The sequence below is a fragment of the Methylobacterium oryzae genome (assembly GCF_036441375.1).
GTDB classification, from domain to species: domain Bacteria; phylum Pseudomonadota; class Alphaproteobacteria; order Rhizobiales; family Beijerinckiaceae; genus Methylobacterium; species Methylobacterium oryzae_A.
On the sequence record NZ_MLCA01000007.1, the window covers coordinates 313,590 to 326,624 of the forward strand.

Annotated in this window: 14 protein-coding genes; 6 read left to right on the forward strand and 8 right to left on the reverse strand. The window is 72.6% G+C overall.

The window, feature by feature from the left end; all coding sequences use genetic code 11:
- Positions 1-7: 7 nt before the first annotated feature.
- Positions 8-310, reverse strand: coding sequence for a PepSY domain-containing protein (locus tag MOTC310_RS15740; RefSeq protein WP_331302440.1), 303 nt, complete (start codon positions 308-310; stop codon positions 8-10).
- Positions 311-422: 112 nt separating this feature from the next.
- Between MOTC310_RS15740 and MOTC310_RS15745 the strand changes: the two genes are divergently transcribed.
- Positions 423-593, forward strand: a complete 171-nt coding sequence (locus tag MOTC310_RS15745) for a hypothetical protein (protein ID WP_331302441.1) — start codon at positions 423-425, stop codon at positions 591-593.
- A 33-nt stretch (positions 594-626) separates the two neighbouring features.
- On the opposite strand, the gene ada is transcribed toward MOTC310_RS15745, so the two are convergent.
- Complete coding sequence (gene ada, locus MOTC310_RS15750; protein WP_331302495.1) at positions 627-1,691, reverse strand: bifunctional DNA-binding transcriptional regulator/O6-methylguanine-DNA methyltransferase Ada; 1,065 nt, start codon at positions 1,689-1,691, stop codon at positions 627-629.
- A 181-nt stretch (positions 1,692-1,872) separates the two neighbouring features.
- On the opposite strand from ada, the gene MOTC310_RS15755 reads away from it, so the two are divergent.
- Positions 1,873-2,859: an alginate O-acetyltransferase AlgX-related protein gene (locus MOTC310_RS15755; RefSeq protein WP_331302442.1), complete on the forward strand. Its 987-nt coding sequence runs from the start codon at positions 1,873-1,875 to the stop codon at positions 2,857-2,859.
- A gap of 22 nt (positions 2,860-2,881) precedes the next feature.
- Here MOTC310_RS15755 and MOTC310_RS15760 read toward each other — a convergent pair whose 3' ends face one another.
- A complete protein-coding gene (locus tag MOTC310_RS15760; RefSeq protein WP_331293676.1) occupies positions 2,882-3,628 on the reverse strand; it encodes a YebC/PmpR family DNA-binding transcriptional regulator in 747 nt (248 codons plus the stop codon).
- Between the two features lie 229 nt (positions 3,629-3,857).
- On the opposite strand from MOTC310_RS15760, the gene MOTC310_RS15765 reads away from it, so the two are divergent.
- Both MOTC310_RS15765 and MOTC310_RS15770 read left to right on the forward strand, forming a co-directional pair.
- Positions 3,858-4,898, forward strand: a complete 1,041-nt coding sequence (locus tag MOTC310_RS15765) for an SDR family oxidoreductase (RefSeq protein ID WP_331302443.1) — start codon at positions 3,858-3,860, stop codon at positions 4,896-4,898.
- 95 nt (positions 4,899-4,993) lie between these two features.
- Positions 4,994-5,968, forward strand: a complete 975-nt coding sequence (locus MOTC310_RS15770) for an MBL fold metallo-hydrolase (protein ID WP_331302444.1) — start codon at positions 4,994-4,996, stop codon at positions 5,966-5,968.
- Here the strand turns inward: MOTC310_RS15770 and MOTC310_RS15775 are convergent.
- From MOTC310_RS15775 to MOTC310_RS15790, 4 genes are read right to left on the reverse strand one after another with little or no spacing between them, the layout of a single operon-like run.
- Positions 5,929-6,717, reverse strand: coding sequence for an HAD-IA family hydrolase (locus MOTC310_RS15775; protein WP_331302445.1), 789 nt, complete (start codon positions 6,715-6,717; stop codon positions 5,929-5,931). The two genes, MOTC310_RS15770 and MOTC310_RS15775, sit on opposite strands and share 40 nt — an antisense overlap.
- Positions 6,711-7,397 carry a ribulose-phosphate 3-epimerase gene (gene rpe / locus MOTC310_RS15780; RefSeq protein ID WP_331293683.1) on the reverse strand — a complete coding sequence of 229 codons (687 nt, stop codon included), beginning with the start codon at positions 7,395-7,397 and terminating at the stop codon, positions 6,711-6,713. The genes MOTC310_RS15775 and rpe overlap by 7 nt, the downstream gene beginning before the upstream one ends.
- Positions 7,398-7,417: 20 nt before the next feature.
- Positions 7,418-8,278: a phosphoribulokinase gene (locus MOTC310_RS15785; RefSeq protein ID WP_012320495.1), complete on the reverse strand. Its 861-nt coding sequence runs from the start codon at positions 8,276-8,278 to the stop codon at positions 7,418-7,420.
- 23 nt (positions 8,279-8,301) lie between these two features.
- On the reverse strand, positions 8,302-9,357 hold the full coding sequence (locus MOTC310_RS15790) for a class 1 fructose-bisphosphatase (protein ID WP_331302446.1): 1,056 nt from the start codon (positions 9,355-9,357) through the stop codon (positions 8,302-8,304).
- 194 nt (positions 9,358-9,551) lie between these two features.
- On the opposite strand from MOTC310_RS15790, the gene MOTC310_RS15795 reads away from it, so the two are divergent.
- Together MOTC310_RS15795 and MOTC310_RS15800 are read left to right on the forward strand one after the other, a co-directional pair.
- A complete protein-coding gene (locus MOTC310_RS15795; protein WP_331293798.1) occupies positions 9,552-10,499 on the forward strand; it encodes a LysR family transcriptional regulator in 948 nt (315 codons plus the stop codon).
- A complete protein-coding gene (locus tag MOTC310_RS15800; RefSeq protein WP_331302447.1) occupies positions 10,496-11,740 on the forward strand; it encodes an NAD(P)/FAD-dependent oxidoreductase in 1,245 nt (414 codons plus the stop codon). The genes MOTC310_RS15795 and MOTC310_RS15800 overlap by 4 nt, the downstream gene beginning before the upstream one ends.
- A gap of 2 nt (positions 11,741-11,742) precedes the next feature.
- On the opposite strand, the gene MOTC310_RS15805 is transcribed toward MOTC310_RS15800, so the two are convergent.
- On the reverse strand, positions 11,743-12,984 hold the full coding sequence (locus MOTC310_RS15805) for an MFS transporter (RefSeq protein WP_331302448.1): 1,242 nt from the start codon (positions 12,982-12,984) through the stop codon (positions 11,743-11,745).
- Between the last annotated feature and the right edge of the window lie 51 nt (positions 12,985-13,035).

The following is a 13,035-nucleotide window of genomic DNA, read 5'->3' on the forward strand; positions in this document are numbered from 1 at the left end:
GGCCTCCTCAATCATCGTCGTCCTCGTCCAGGATCCTGAGCGTGCCGGCATCGACCTTCACGGTCCGGCGCTTCCCGTCGGCGCCGAGGATGCGGAGCTTGTACAGCCAGTGCCCCTCGTCGTGCTTGAGATCGACCGACACGACGTCGCCCGGCACCGCCGCCCGGGCCGCCGCCAGCACCGCGTCGAGGGGGCGGATCGCGCCGCTCTCCAGGGCCCGGCGGGCGCGGTCGGCATCCTCGGAGGCGCAGGCGGGAGCGCTGGCGAGGGCGGCGAGCAGGCAGAGGAAGGCGGCGCGGCGGGTCGTCATGCGGGCACGCGGTAGCGCGGGTTGCCTGACGGGACGCTGACAGGCGGCGTCAGGGTCGCGGGGCGGGGCTTCGGCACAAGGGCGGCCATAGCGTTTCCGGAGACCTGAGACCATGTCGCTCTTCGTCGGTATCCTCCTCGCCTGCGCGGCCGGCCTCGCCGGCACCCTCCTCTGCCCGGACGACCGGGCCGGCCGCTCGCGCCTGCCGCTCCTGGCCGCGCTCCTGGCGGGCGGCCTCGCCTGGCACGCCCCCCCTGGCGGTCCCGGCGGCGGCCGCCGCTAGGGCAGAGCGCGAGGAGCACCGGAGCGCGGGGCCTCAGCCCTCGGCCTCCCGGTCGAGCAGCGCCCGCTTGCGCGCGACGCCCCAGCGATAGCCCGACAGGGCGCCGTCCGAGCGGACGACCCGGTGGCACGGGATGGCCACCGCGACCGGGTTCGCCCCGCAGGCCTGCGCGACCGCGCGCGTCGCCGTCGGCAGGCCGATCGCCCGGGCGATCTCCGCGTAGGTCGCGGTGGATCCGACCGGGATCTTGCGCAGCGCCGCCCAGACCCGCTGCTGGAACGCCGTGCCGCGGATGTCGAGCGGCAGGTCGAGGCCGCTGCCCGGCACTTCCACGAGCCCGATGACCCGCGCCATCCAGCCCTCGAAGGCCGGGTCGCCGCCCTCGATTTCCGCGGCGGGGAAGCGGTCCTGGAGATCGCGCAGGAGCGGCTCGGGCGCGTCCCCGAGGAGGATCGCGCAGACGCCCGCCTCGGTGGCGGCCACGAGGATCGCCCCGAGGGTGCAGGCGCCGATGCCGAACCGGATGCGCAGGCCCGCGCCGCCGGTCCGGTAGGCGGCGGGCGCCATGCCGAGGCGCGGCGCGCCCCCCGCGTAGAACCGGCTCGCCGCACCGTAGCCGGCCTCGTACAGCGCCTCCGTCACCGAGGCGGCGCCGGGCAGCCGCCGGGCCAACGCGGCGGCGCGGTGGGCAGCCGCGTAGGCCTTGGGCGTCACGCCGGTGGCGTCCTTGAACACCCGGTGGAAGTGGTAGGCGCTCAGGCCGGCGGCGCGGGCGAGGTCGGCGAGGGACGGCATCGTGTCGGCCGTCTCGATCAGGCGGCAGGCGCGGGCGACCGCCTCGGCCCGGCGCTCGGCCAGGGCGGGCTCGTCCGGACGGCAGCGCCGGCACGGCCGGAAACCGGCCGCCTCGGCGTCGGCGCAGGTCCGGTGGAAGCTGACATTCTCGGGCCGGGCCGCCCGCGCGGCGCAGCTCGGCCGGCAATACACCCCGGTGGTGCGGACCGCGTACACGAAGGTGCCGTCGGCCCGCGCGTCGCGGGCGGCGAGGGCCGCCCAGCGCTCGGCCTCACTGAGATCTGTCCGGGGAACGGGGCTCATGGCGGCGGCACTATGCGGCTTGGCGCGGGCGTTGAGGAGGGGCATGACGGGGCCTGCCGGGTGGGGGATGACGCGCGCAGCACTGTGTCGGTCCGCCGCTGCGCCGGCATCCCGCTCCTTGCTGCCGAATCGGATATCCGCGGCGGCCGCCGGAGCGGGCGACCCGCCTCACGAGTGCGCCATGACGTCGAGCACGCCCGAGCATATCCATGTCGGCCAGGACGGCTGGCTGTTCCTGAAGACGGGAACGAACGACGTGCTGGGCCAGTACGAGCGGCCGGAGGAGACGACGGAGCTGATCTGGCAGTGGCGCAGCCTCGTGACGACGCGGGAGCGGCGTCTGCGCGCCCTGGGCATCCTGTACCGCCACGTCGTCGCCCCGGAGAAGCTGATGATCTACGATCACCGGCTCGACGGGCTCACAATCCGGCCGAGCGCGTCGCCGGCCTACCGGCTCCTCCACAGCGAGCCCCCGGCAAGCCGTTTCCCCAATCCGGTCGGATTGTACGCGGCCTGGCGCCGACGGAAGCGCTGGCGGCAGACCTGCATCGATCTGGTGACGCCGATGCGGGCGCAGCGCGACGCGGCCGACCTCTACTGCCGGACCGACACCCACTGGTCCGCCGACGGCTGCTATCTCGCCTACGCGGAGATCTGCCGGGCGCTGGGCGCCGAGCCGCGGCAGGATCTCCGGGAGCGGCCGTCCTTCGAGACCGACCACGACGGCGATCTGGGCAGCGCCTTCGATCCGCCCCGGCGGGCCCGCTCGCGCACCGTCCTGATGCAGCAGGACGCGGTCCGGACCTACGGCAGCCCGATCGTCGAGGCGCGGGAGAAGGCCGGCCTGCTGCACACGCTGCATGTCGGCGCGCACGTGGTCTACGGCAACGCCGAGGCCACCGACCCGCGCCGGCTGGCTTTGTTCGGCGATTCCTTCTCGCACGTCATGCCGTACATGCTGACGATCATGCTGGCCGAGACGTTCCGCGAGGTGCACTTCGTCTGGAGCACGTCGCTGGACTGGGCCTATATCGAGCGCGTCCGGCCCGACATCGTGCTGACCGAGGTGGCCGAGCGCTTCATGGTGCAGGTGCCCGACGACACCTTCTCGGTGGAGCGCTACGCGCAGGACCGCTTCGGGGCGGAGCTCGCGGCCGCGGGCACCTGAGGGGCCGGCGGCCAAGCCGTCCTCAGGCCTGCAGCTTGGCCACCAGATCGTCCGACAGGGCGAAGTTGACGTAGACGTGCTGGACGTCGTCCTGGTCCTCGATCACCTCGACGAGGCGGATCAGCTTCTCGCCGGTCTCGTCGTCGACGTTGATGGTGTTCTGCGCCTTCCAGATCAGACCCGTGCGGGCGGGCTCGCCGAAGCGCGCCTCGAGCGCCTTCGTGACCTCGCCGTACGAATCCTGGGCGCAGATGACCTCGTGGCCGTCCTCACCGGAGCTGACGTCGTCGGCGCCGGCCTCGATGGCGGCCTCCAGCATCGTGTCGGCATCGGCCACGGAGGCCGGGTAGGCGATCACGCCGACGCGGTCGAACATGAAGGCGACCGCCCCGGTCTCGGCCAGGCTGCCGCCGGACTTGGTGAAGGCCGAGCGCACGTCCGAGGCCGTGCGGTTGCGGTTGTCGGTCTGCGCCTCGACGATCAGCGCGGCCCCGCCCGGCCCGTAGCCCTCGTAGCGGATGTCCTCGTAGTTCTCGCCGTCGGCGCCGGCCGCCTTCTTGATGGCGCGCTCGATGTTGTCCTTGGGCATGTTCTCGGCGCGGGCCGCCAGGATCGCGGCGCGCAGGCGCGGATTCATCGCCGGGTCGGGCGTGCCGAGCTTGGCCGCCACCGTGATCTCGCGGGCGAGCTTGCCGAACACCTTCGAGCGGACCGCGTCCACCCGGCCCTTCCGGTGCATGATGTTCTTGAACTGCGAATGGCCTGCCATGACGGTTCGGACTTTTGTTCGTTGGCGAGGGCGGGCGTGCGGGAGCCCGCCGTCGCGGCTGTGAGGTCGCGCCGTATATAGGCCGTCGCCTCCAGACGAAGCAACGCGGCCGCCGCCGTGCGATACGGCGCGGGCGGACACGATCGCCCAGACTTCGCAATCCCGTGACCGCGGAAAGAATGGCCGCCTGGAGCGTTGGCGCTGGACTTCACGCGCAGATGGAAATCTGATGTCGAGCCGGAACGGACGCAGCACGGTCATGGTCACGGGCGCGAGCGCCGGCGTCGGCCGCGCCGTAGCCCACGAATTCGCCCGGCACGGCTGGAATGTCGGCCTGATCGCCCGTGGCGAGGCGGGACTGAGGGGTACCATCCGCGACGTCGAGCGGGCCGGCGGCCGCGCGCTGGCCTTCGCGGCCGACGTCGCCGACGCGGACGCCGTCGCCCAGGCCGCCGACGCGCTGGCCGAGGCGTTCGGCGGCATCGACGTCTGGGTCAACAACGCGATGGTCACGATCTACGCGCCCGTTCAGGAGACGAGCCCGGAGGAGTTCCGCCGCGCCACCGAGGTCACCTATCTCGGGCAGGTGCACGGCACGCTGGCGGCGCTCCGCCACATGGTGCCACGGGACCGGGGCACGATCGTTCATATCGGCTCGGCGCTCGCCTACCGGTCGATCCCGCTCCAGGCGAGCTACTGCGCCGCCAAGGCCGCCGTGCGCGGCTTCGTCGATTCCCTGCGCAGCGAGTTGCTCCACGACGGCAGCCGCGTGCGCCTGACCATGGTGCAGCTGCCGGCGGTGAACACGCCCCAGTTCGACTGGGCGCGCTCGCGGCTGCCGCGCAAGCTCGAGCCGGTGCCGCCGATCTACCAGCCGGAGGCGATCGCCCGGCACGTCTTCCGGGCGGCCCACGACGCGCCGCGGGAATTGTGGATCGGCGCCTCGGCCTGGAAGGCGATCATCGGAAACATGCTGATCCCGGGCTGGATCGACGGCTACCTCGCCCGGCACGGCTATCGCGGGGAGATGACCAGCGTGAAGGCGCAGAAGAACCGCCCCGACAACCTTTACGACCCGGTGGACACCGATCCCGGGGCGCACGGCCGCTTCGACGACCGCGCGACCGGCCACGTCGCGGCGGCCGACCCGCACTGGCTCAAGTTCGGGATCGCGGCGGCGCTCGGCCTGGTGGCCGGCACGATGCTGTTCGCCACCGAGGCGCACGGGCGGGCCGAGGCGCGCGCCGATCGCCGGCTGGGCCGACGCTAGGACGGGCGCCTTCGCGGGCCGGGCGCGCAGCCGCGAGGGCCTTGCGGAAGACGCCGCTTCGCGCCCAACCCGGCGCGGGTTTCTGGGAGGATCCGATGCCGGTCACGAACCGTCGCGATCTGGTGCGGGGTGCGCTCGTCGGAGGGGCCGCCCTGGGGCTCGGCGGCGGCGCCCGCGCCACCGCACCCCTGGGCGGCGCACAGGCCCCGGGCTTCTACCGGACCCGCGTCGGCAGCTGCGAGGTCACGATCCTCAACGACGGGGCGCGCAGCTTCCCGATGCCGGACCGCTTCGTGCGCAACGTCCCCCGGGACGAGGCGCTCGGCGCCGCGCGGGCGGCTTACATGCCGCCCGGTCAGGTGACGGTGCCGTTCAACCCGACGCTGATCAACACGGGCGCGAAGCTCGTCCTGATCGACACCGGCAACGGCCCGGTGCCGGGCGCGCCCGTCGGCCGCCTCCTGGCGAACCTCGCGGCGGCCGGGATCAGACCCGAGGAGATCGACCTCGTCCTGCTCTCGCATCTCCATCCCGACCACACGAACGGCCTCAGGACGGCGCAGGGGACCCTCGCCTTCCCGAACGCCGAGATCCGGGCCGCAGCGCCGGACTGGGCGTTCTGGATGAGCGACGACAACATGGCCCGCGCCGCCGACCCGGTGACGCAGGGCTACTTCGCCAACACCCGCCGAGTTCTCGGCGACCTGAAGGACCGGATCGGCACCTACGCGTGGGACGAGGAGATCGTGCCCGGGATCACCGCCCTCGCCGCCCCCGGCCACACGCCGGGCCACACGGCCTTCGCGGTCGCCTCGGGTGCGGACCGTCTGCTGATCCAGTCCGACGTGACCAACATCCCGGCCTTCTTCCTGCAGCACCCGGACTGGCACGTGATGTACGATCACGACGCCGATCAGGCGCAGGCGACGCGCCACCGCTTCTACGACACGGCCGCGTCCGAGAGGGCCCTCGTGGTCGGCTACCACTTCCCCTTCCCGTCGCTCGGCCACGTGGAACGGGACGGACCGGGCTACCGGCTCGTGCCCATCGCCTGGGCTGGCACGCTCTGACCGTCCCGGGATTCGTGCCACCGGATCAGGGAGGCCAGATCCACGACCCCGCCCGGCCATTCGACGCCCGCGAGGTGCCGGTGCGGCCGGTCCGGCTCGCCGAGATCCGAGACGGCGGAGAAAGCGCCGTCGAGCCGGTGGCTCTCGGTGTAGCGGCTCCGGGTCGCCAGGACCGGCAGCCCGGCGGCCCGGGCCGAGCTGATGCCGGCGGCCGAATCCTCGAAGGCCACCGCCTCGGAGGCCGGGATCTCCAGGCCGGCGAGCGCCAGCAGGAACACGTCGGGGGCGGGCTTCTTGCGGCTCGCCTCGTCGCCGGCCGCGATCACGTCGAAGGGCGCGACGTCCGGCGGGAAATTGGCGGCGAGGAGCCGGTCGACGTTCGGGCGGCTCGTCGTGGTGGCCACCGCGAGCCGGATTCCCGCGGCCCGGGCCTCGGCGATCAGCCGGGCGATCCCGGGACGCAGCGGCAGGCCGTTCCGTGCGACGAGGTCGCCGTAGGCGCGCGTCTTGCTGGCGTGGATCTCCGGCGCGCGGGCGTGGAGCGCCTCGGCTTCCGCCGGGTGCTCGGTGTCGATGTAGTGGGCGAGCCGCTCCTTGCCGCCCATGACGGCCAGCAGGTCGGCGTAGAGCGCCTCGTCCCACCGCCAGGGCAGTCCGAGCTCCGCGAAGGCGCGGTTGAACGCCTGCCGGTGCAGGTCCTCGGTCTCGGCGAGGGTCCCGTCGACGTCGAAGATCAGCGCCCTCAGCACGACAGGTCGCGACCGGAGGCGCCCTCCGCGCCCTCGCGGATCGCCGCGATGCGCTCGGCGTAGGCGCCCGGGCCTCCGCTGAACACGGCGTTGCCGGCGACGAACGTGTCGGCCCCGGCGCGGCTCGCGACCTTCACGGTCTCGGGGTCGATCCCGCCGTCGACTTGGATGCGGATGTCACGGCCGGCCACCATGGCGCGCACCCGCGCCACCGATTCCATCGCGCTCTTGAGGAAGCTCTGGCCGCCGAAGCCGGGATTGACGGTCATCACCAGCACGAGATCCACGAGGTCGAGCACCGGCTCGACCATGGCGGCCGGCGTGCCCGGGTTGATCGCCACGCCGGCGCGCTTGCCGAGGTCGCGGATGGTCTGGAGCGAGCGGTGGATGTGCGGCCCGGCCTCGGCGTGGACCGTGATGCCGTCGGCCCCCGCCTGCGCGAAGGCCGCGAGGTACGGATCGGCCGGCGCGATCATCAGGTGCACGTCGAAGTACTTCTGCGTGTGCGGCCGGAGCGCTTTCACCACCGGCGGCCCGAAGGTGATGTTGGGCACGAAATGCCCGTCCATCACGTCGAGGTGGATCCAGTCGGCCCCGGCCGCGTCCACGGCGCGGGTCTCCTCGGCCAGCTTCGAGAAGTCGGCGGACAGGATCGACGGGGCGATGACGGGTGCGAGCATGGGAGGCTTTCGGGGTCGGCTCAGGCCAGCCGGCGGCGGCGCTCGACGAGCTGCATGATCATCGGCGTCAGGATCAGCTGCATCGCCAGGTCGAGCTTGCCGCCGGGGATCACGATGGAGTTGGCCCGGCTCATGAAACTGTCGTGGATCATGGAGACGAGATACGAGAAGTCGATCCCCTTCGGATCCTTGAAGCGGATCACGACCATCGATTCGTCGGCGGTGGGAATCCAGCGGGCGATGAACGGGTTCGAGGTGTCGACCGTCGGCACCCGCTGGAAGTTGATGTCGGTGAACGAGAATTGCGGGCAGATGGTCTGCACGTAGTCGGGCATGCGCCGCAGGATCACGTCGGTCACCGCCTCGGTGGAGTAGCCGCGGAACGAGCGGTCCCGGTGCAGTTTCTGGATCCATTCGAGGTTGATCACCGGCACGACGCCGATCTTCAGGTCGGCGTAGCGGGCGATGTCGACGTCCTGGTCGGCCACGCAGCCGTGCAGACCCTCGTAGAACAGGAGGTCGGAATCGGGCGGGAACGTCTCCCAGTCCGAGAAGCTGCCCTCCGGGATGCCGTAGGCCTGCGCGTCGTGCTGATCGTGGGCGTAGTGACGGGTCCGGCCCGTCCCGGACTCGGCGTAGCTGCGGAACACCGCCTCCAGCTCGGGCAGGAGGTTGGCCCGCGGCGCGAAGTGGGAGAGCGTCGGCTCGTTCGCCATCATCGCCCGCATCGTGTCGCGGTCGAAGGCGTGGAAGCCGTCACCCTCGATGAAGACCGCCCGCACGTCCTCGCGGCGGAAGATCTGCTCGAAGGTGTTGCGCACCGAGGTGGTCCCGGCCCCGGAGGAGCCGGTCACCGAGATGATGGGGTGCCGCGCCGACATCGTTTCGTACTTCGGGCTCCGAGCTACGAGCGCATCAGGCCCCGCTGGCCGAACAGCGGCGAGCGGCCGGCATCGGGCTTGCCGCCCGCGTAGTAGGTCGCCACGCAGGACACCTCCTCGGTCGAGCCGCAGACCAGCGGCGCCCGCTCGTGGATGCCGGTGGCCACGAGGTCGAGGATCCGCGTCTGGCCGTCGGTGGCCGCGCCGCCGGCCTGCTCGACCAGCATGGCCACGGGGGCGACCTCGTAGAGCAGCCGCAGGCGGCCGCGGGCGTAGTTCTTCCGGGCGTCGCTCGGGTAGAGGAACACGCCGCCGCGGGTCAGCACGCGCTGGATGTCGGCCACCAGGGAAGCCAGCCAGCGCATGTTGTAGTCCTTGTCGCGCGGGCCCTCGGTGCCGCGCTGGCAATCCTCGATATAGGCCTTCACCGGGGCGTCCCAGTGCCGGACGTTCGAGGCGTTGATGGCGAATTCCTTGGCGGAGGCCGGCACCGACATGGCCTGGCTCGTCAGCTTGAACCGGCCCTCGGCGCGGTCGAGCACGTAGGATTGGGTGCCCTCGCCGAGCGTCAGGATCAGCGCCGTGGCCGGGCCGTAGGTGACGAACCCCGCGGCGACCTGCGTCGAGCCGGGGGTCGTGAACGAGGCCAGCGGGTTCGCGGGATCCTTGATCGACGGCCGGATGCCGAAGATCATGCCCACGGCCATGTTCACGCCGATGTTGGAGGAGCCGTCGAGGGGATCGATGGCGACGGCGAGCGGCGCGTCCGGGTTCAGACGCATCACTTCCTCGGCCTCCTCGGAGGCGACCTCGGCGACCGGAGCGCCCCGCAGCGCCGCGGTCACGCTCTCGTGCGCGATGACGTCGAGGGCCTTCTGGACGTCGCCGTCGCTGTTGTGATCGCCGGCCGCCGCGAGGTCGCCGCCGAGCGCGCCGCGCCCGATCCGCTCGCTGATCTCCACCGCCGACCGCGCCACGGCCGCGATCACCGCGGCGGCGTCCTTCAGCGCCGGATTGGCGTCCACGGCCTGCGCCAGGCAGGTCTCGAGGGGCGTCCCGATCGCCGCTGAAATTGCCATCGGCCTACTCCTCCTGCTCGGATCCCGTCCGCGGGGATCGCGCGTTCCGCGCCGGCTCTGTAGCGGCCGCCTCGCTGCCAGGATAGCGGTCTCTGCCGCCGGATCGACAGGAACCCGCGGCCGGGCCTTCAAGATTTCTGTGCGATCTTGTGCCATAGGACGAAAAAAACGAGATGCCCGCCGAGAAATCCGCCATGCGCAACCTCTCCCTCAAGCAGCTCCAGGCGGTCGCTGCCGTGGCCCGCCTCGGCACCATGACCCGGGCTGCGCAGGAGCTGAACGTCACCTCGGCCGCCCTCTACGCGCGCATCCGCCAGCTGGAGGAGGAGGCCGGGCTGCTGCTGTTCGACCGGACGCCGGGCGGCCTCAAGCCGACGGATGCCGGGCGCGAGATGCTCTGGGCGATCGACAGCATCAACACGGTGCTAGAGACCTGCACCGACCGCCTGCGCACCCTGCGCGGCGCGGAGGGCGGCCGCGTGGCGCTGGGCGTCGTCTCCACCGCCAAGTACTTCGCCCCGCAGGTGATCGCGGGCTTCGTCAAGAAGCATCCCGGCGTCGAGATCAGCCTGTCGGTGCGCAACCGCGGCCAGACCGTGGAGGCGCTGCGCGGCTACGAGATCGACTTCGCCCTGATGGGCCGCCCACCCCGGGATTTCCCGATCGAGGCCGCCACCTTCGGGCCGCACCCGATCGTGCTGATCGCGCCGCCGGGCCACCCCCTGGCGGGGAGGACCGACCTGAACCGTGAGGATCTGGCCGACCAGCCGTTCTTCCTGCGCGAGGAAGGCTCGGGCACCCGCATGGTCTTCGAGGAGTTCATGAGCGGCGTGCTGGTCAAGCGGGCGCCGCTGGACATCGACACGGGATCGAACGAGACCATCAAGCAGGCGGTGATGGCCGGGCTCGGGATCGCGCTGCTCTCGGTGCACTCCGTGGCGGCCGAGCTGGAAAGCGGCCGCCTCATCCTGCTCAACGTCAGGGGCCTGCCGATCCGGCGCGACTGGTACGCGGTCCGGCGCGCCGACAAGGTGCTGGGTCCGGCCGCCTCCGCGGTCTGGTCCTACCTGATGTCGGACGGCGCGCGCAGCCTCCCGGGCGTCGCCCAGAGCGGCCTCGTGCTGGCGGGAGCCAAGGCGTGAGCGCCGCCGCCGGCGTCGTCGTGGCCGGGGCCGGGCAGGCCGGGTTCCAACTCGCGGCCTCCCTGCGGGAGGGCGGGTTCCGGGACCCGATCACTATGGTGGGCGACGAGACCGCCCTGCCCTACCAGCGCCCGCCCCTCTCGAAGGCCTACCTCGCCGGCAAGACCGACCAGGAGGGCCTGTTCCTGCGCCCGCCCGGCTACTTCGCCGAGCACGCCATCGCGCACCGTCCGGGGCTGCGCGCCGTCGCGATCGACCGGGATGCGCACCGCCTGCAGCTCTCGGACGGCGCGGAGCTCCCCTACGACCACCTCGTGCTCGCCACCGGCGCGCGCAACCGCCCCCTGCCGGTCCCGGGCGCCGAACTCGCGGGCGTGCGCCAGCTGCGCGGCCTCACGGACGCCGACGCCCTCAAGGCGGCGATCGCCGCGGCCCGGGCCATCGTGGTCGTCGGAGCCGGCTTCATCGGGCTCGAATTCGCTGCCGTCGCGGCCGCGCGCGGCCTTCCGGTGACGGTGATCGAGGCGGCCGAGCGGCCCATGGCCCGGGCGGTCTCGCCCGAGATGGGCGCGTTCTTCGGCCATGCCCACGCCGCGATGGGGGTGCGCTTCGCCTTCGGGGCCGGCGTGACGGCGATCGTCGGGCGGGACGGCCGCGCCGCCGGCGTCGCCCTGGCGGACGGACGGGAACTCGCGGCCGACCTGATCCTCGTGGGGATCGGCGTCCTGCCGAACCGGGAGCTCGCCGCGGAGGCCGGCCTGCCGGCCGAGGACGGCGTGCGGGTCGACGCGTTCCTGGCGACACCCGACCCGGCCATCTCGGCGATCGGCGACTGCGCCCGCTTCCCCACCCCCTTCGCCCGCGGGCTGAGCCCCGACGGGACGGTGCGAATCGAGTCCGTGCAGAACGCCATCGACCAGGGCCGGTGCCTCGCGGCGCGCCTCACCGGCAAGCCCGCCTCCTACGGGGCGCTGCCGTGGTTCTGGAGCGACCAGGGTCCGCACAAACTGCAGATCGCCGGCCTGTCCGGACCCGGCGATGCCCGCGTGGTCCGCGGCTCCGGCGACGCCTTCTCGGTCTTCCGCTTCCGCGACGGGCGGCTGAGCGCGGTGGAATCCGTCGACCGTGCGGGCGACCACATGATCGCCCGGCGCCTGCTCGCCGCCGGGACGCCGCTGACCGACGATCAGGCGGCCGATCCGGATTTTGATCTGAAGGGACTCGCGCTGCGGCGAGCCTGACCTCAGCCGGGGAACGCCACCGGCGCCGGCTTCTGCCGCAGGGCGATGGCGGTGACGATCCCGAGCGCCAGGATGGTGACGGCGCAGCCCAGAAGCGCGCCGAACTGCCCGAACCGGAGCAGCGCCTGCCCGATCACCGCGACGCCGAGCGCCTGCCCGCAGAAGAACGAGAAGGCGTGGAGCGCCACCGCCGAGGCGCGGGCCTTCGGCGCGACCTCGGTCACCTGGGTCTGGTAGGTGTTGTGCAGCATGTAGAAGCCGAGGCCCATGGCGGTGAGGGCGGCGCAGTCGACCGGCCATGAACCCGCGAGCCCGACCACGGTCAGCGAGGCGCCGCAGATCAGGCCGCCGCCGATCAGCATCCGCGGCAGGCCGAGCAGCCGCACCAGCAGCCCGACGAGGGCCGAGTAGGCCAAGCCCCCGACCGCGAACCCCGCCAGCACGAGCCCGGCCTCGCGCGGGCCACCCTCCCCGCGGGCCTCAATCAGCGGGGCCAGATGCGGGAACACCCCGAAGATCGCGATGGCCTCGACGAATACCGCCGAGAACAGCACCCGCGCCCGCGGATTGCGCAATATCGTCCGGTAGCGCGTCACCGCCTCGCCGAAGGCCGGGCGGCGGGCAGGGGGGCGGCCGGCCCGGTCGAAGCCGAGGACGGTGGCCGCGCAGGCCACGGCCGCCACGGCGGCGGTGACCGCGAAGACCCCGCGCCAGCCGATCGCCGCCTCGATCAGGCCCGCGAAGGTCGAGCCCGAGAGCTGGCCGAGGATCACCGCCACGAGGAAGCGTCCGATCGCCACCTGGCGGCTCTCCATCGGCACGCGGTCGCCCAGGAGGGCCAGCGAGAGCGGAATGCAGCCGCCCGCGGCCGCCCCCGCCAGCATGCGCAGGCCGAACAGGCTGCCGATATCCGGCGCCACGCTGCACAGGGTCAGCGCGACGGCGAGCACCGCGAGGCAGGTGCTCATCACCCGCTCCTTCCCGAGCGCGTCGCCGATCGGGCCGAGCACCGGCTGGATGAACGCGTAGGGCAGCGCGAAGGCGGTGGAGAGCAGCGCCACCGTGTGGGCGTCGCTCGCGAGATCCCGCGCGAGCACGCCGACGAGGGGCTCGACCGAGCGGAGCGCGAAGGTGCTGCCGAACCCCGCGCAGGCCAGCACGACGATCAGGCGCGGGATCGACGTGGACGGCGGCGCGGCGACGGCCGCGCTGGACGGGAGAGCCGGCTCTGTGCTGTCGGTCATGGCACGCTTCGCGACGCGGGCGGGATCAGACTCGCGGCATCGCATCTCCCT

What these genes read in the sequence shown, in the direction of transcription:
- MOTC310_RS15790 (WP_331302446.1), bottom strand. Translation starts at nt 9,357, where the DNA reads ATGGCAATTTCAGCGGCGATCGGGACGCCCCTCGAGACCTGCCTGGCG.
- rpe (WP_331293683.1), bottom strand. Translation starts at nt 7,397, where the DNA reads ATGCTCGCACCCGTCATCGCCCCGTCGATCCTGTCCGCCGACTTCTCG.
- MOTC310_RS15765 (WP_331302443.1), top strand. Translation starts at nt 3,858, where the DNA reads ATGTCGAGCCGGAACGGACGCAGCACGGTCATGGTCACGGGCGCGAGC.
- MOTC310_RS15805 (WP_331302448.1), bottom strand. Translation starts at nt 12,984, where the DNA reads ATGACCGACAGCACAGAGCCGGCTCTCCCGTCCAGCGCGGCCGTCGCC.
- MOTC310_RS15785 (WP_012320495.1), bottom strand. Translation starts at nt 8,278, where the DNA reads ATGTCGGCGCGGCACCCCATCATCTCGGTGACCGGCTCCTCCGGGGCC.
- MOTC310_RS15770 (WP_331302444.1), top strand. Translation starts at nt 4,994, where the DNA reads ATGCCGGTCACGAACCGTCGCGATCTGGTGCGGGGTGCGCTCGTCGGA.
- ada (WP_331302495.1), bottom strand. Translation starts at nt 1,691, where the DNA reads ATGAGCCCCGTTCCCCGGACAGATCTCAGTGAGGCCGAGCGCTGGGCG.
- MOTC310_RS15745 (WP_331302441.1), top strand. Translation starts at nt 423, where the DNA reads ATGTCGCTCTTCGTCGGTATCCTCCTCGCCTGCGCGGCCGGCCTCGCC.
- MOTC310_RS15760 (WP_331293676.1), bottom strand. Translation starts at nt 3,628, where the DNA reads ATGGCAGGCCATTCGCAGTTCAAGAACATCATGCACCGGAAGGGCCGG.
- MOTC310_RS15740 (WP_331302440.1), bottom strand. Translation starts at nt 310, where the DNA reads ATGACGACCCGCCGCGCCGCCTTCCTCTGCCTGCTCGCCGCCCTCGCC.
- MOTC310_RS15755 (WP_331302442.1), top strand. Translation starts at nt 1,873, where the DNA reads ATGACGTCGAGCACGCCCGAGCATATCCATGTCGGCCAGGACGGCTGG.
- MOTC310_RS15795 (WP_331293798.1), top strand. Translation starts at nt 9,552, where the DNA reads ATGCGCAACCTCTCCCTCAAGCAGCTCCAGGCGGTCGCTGCCGTGGCC.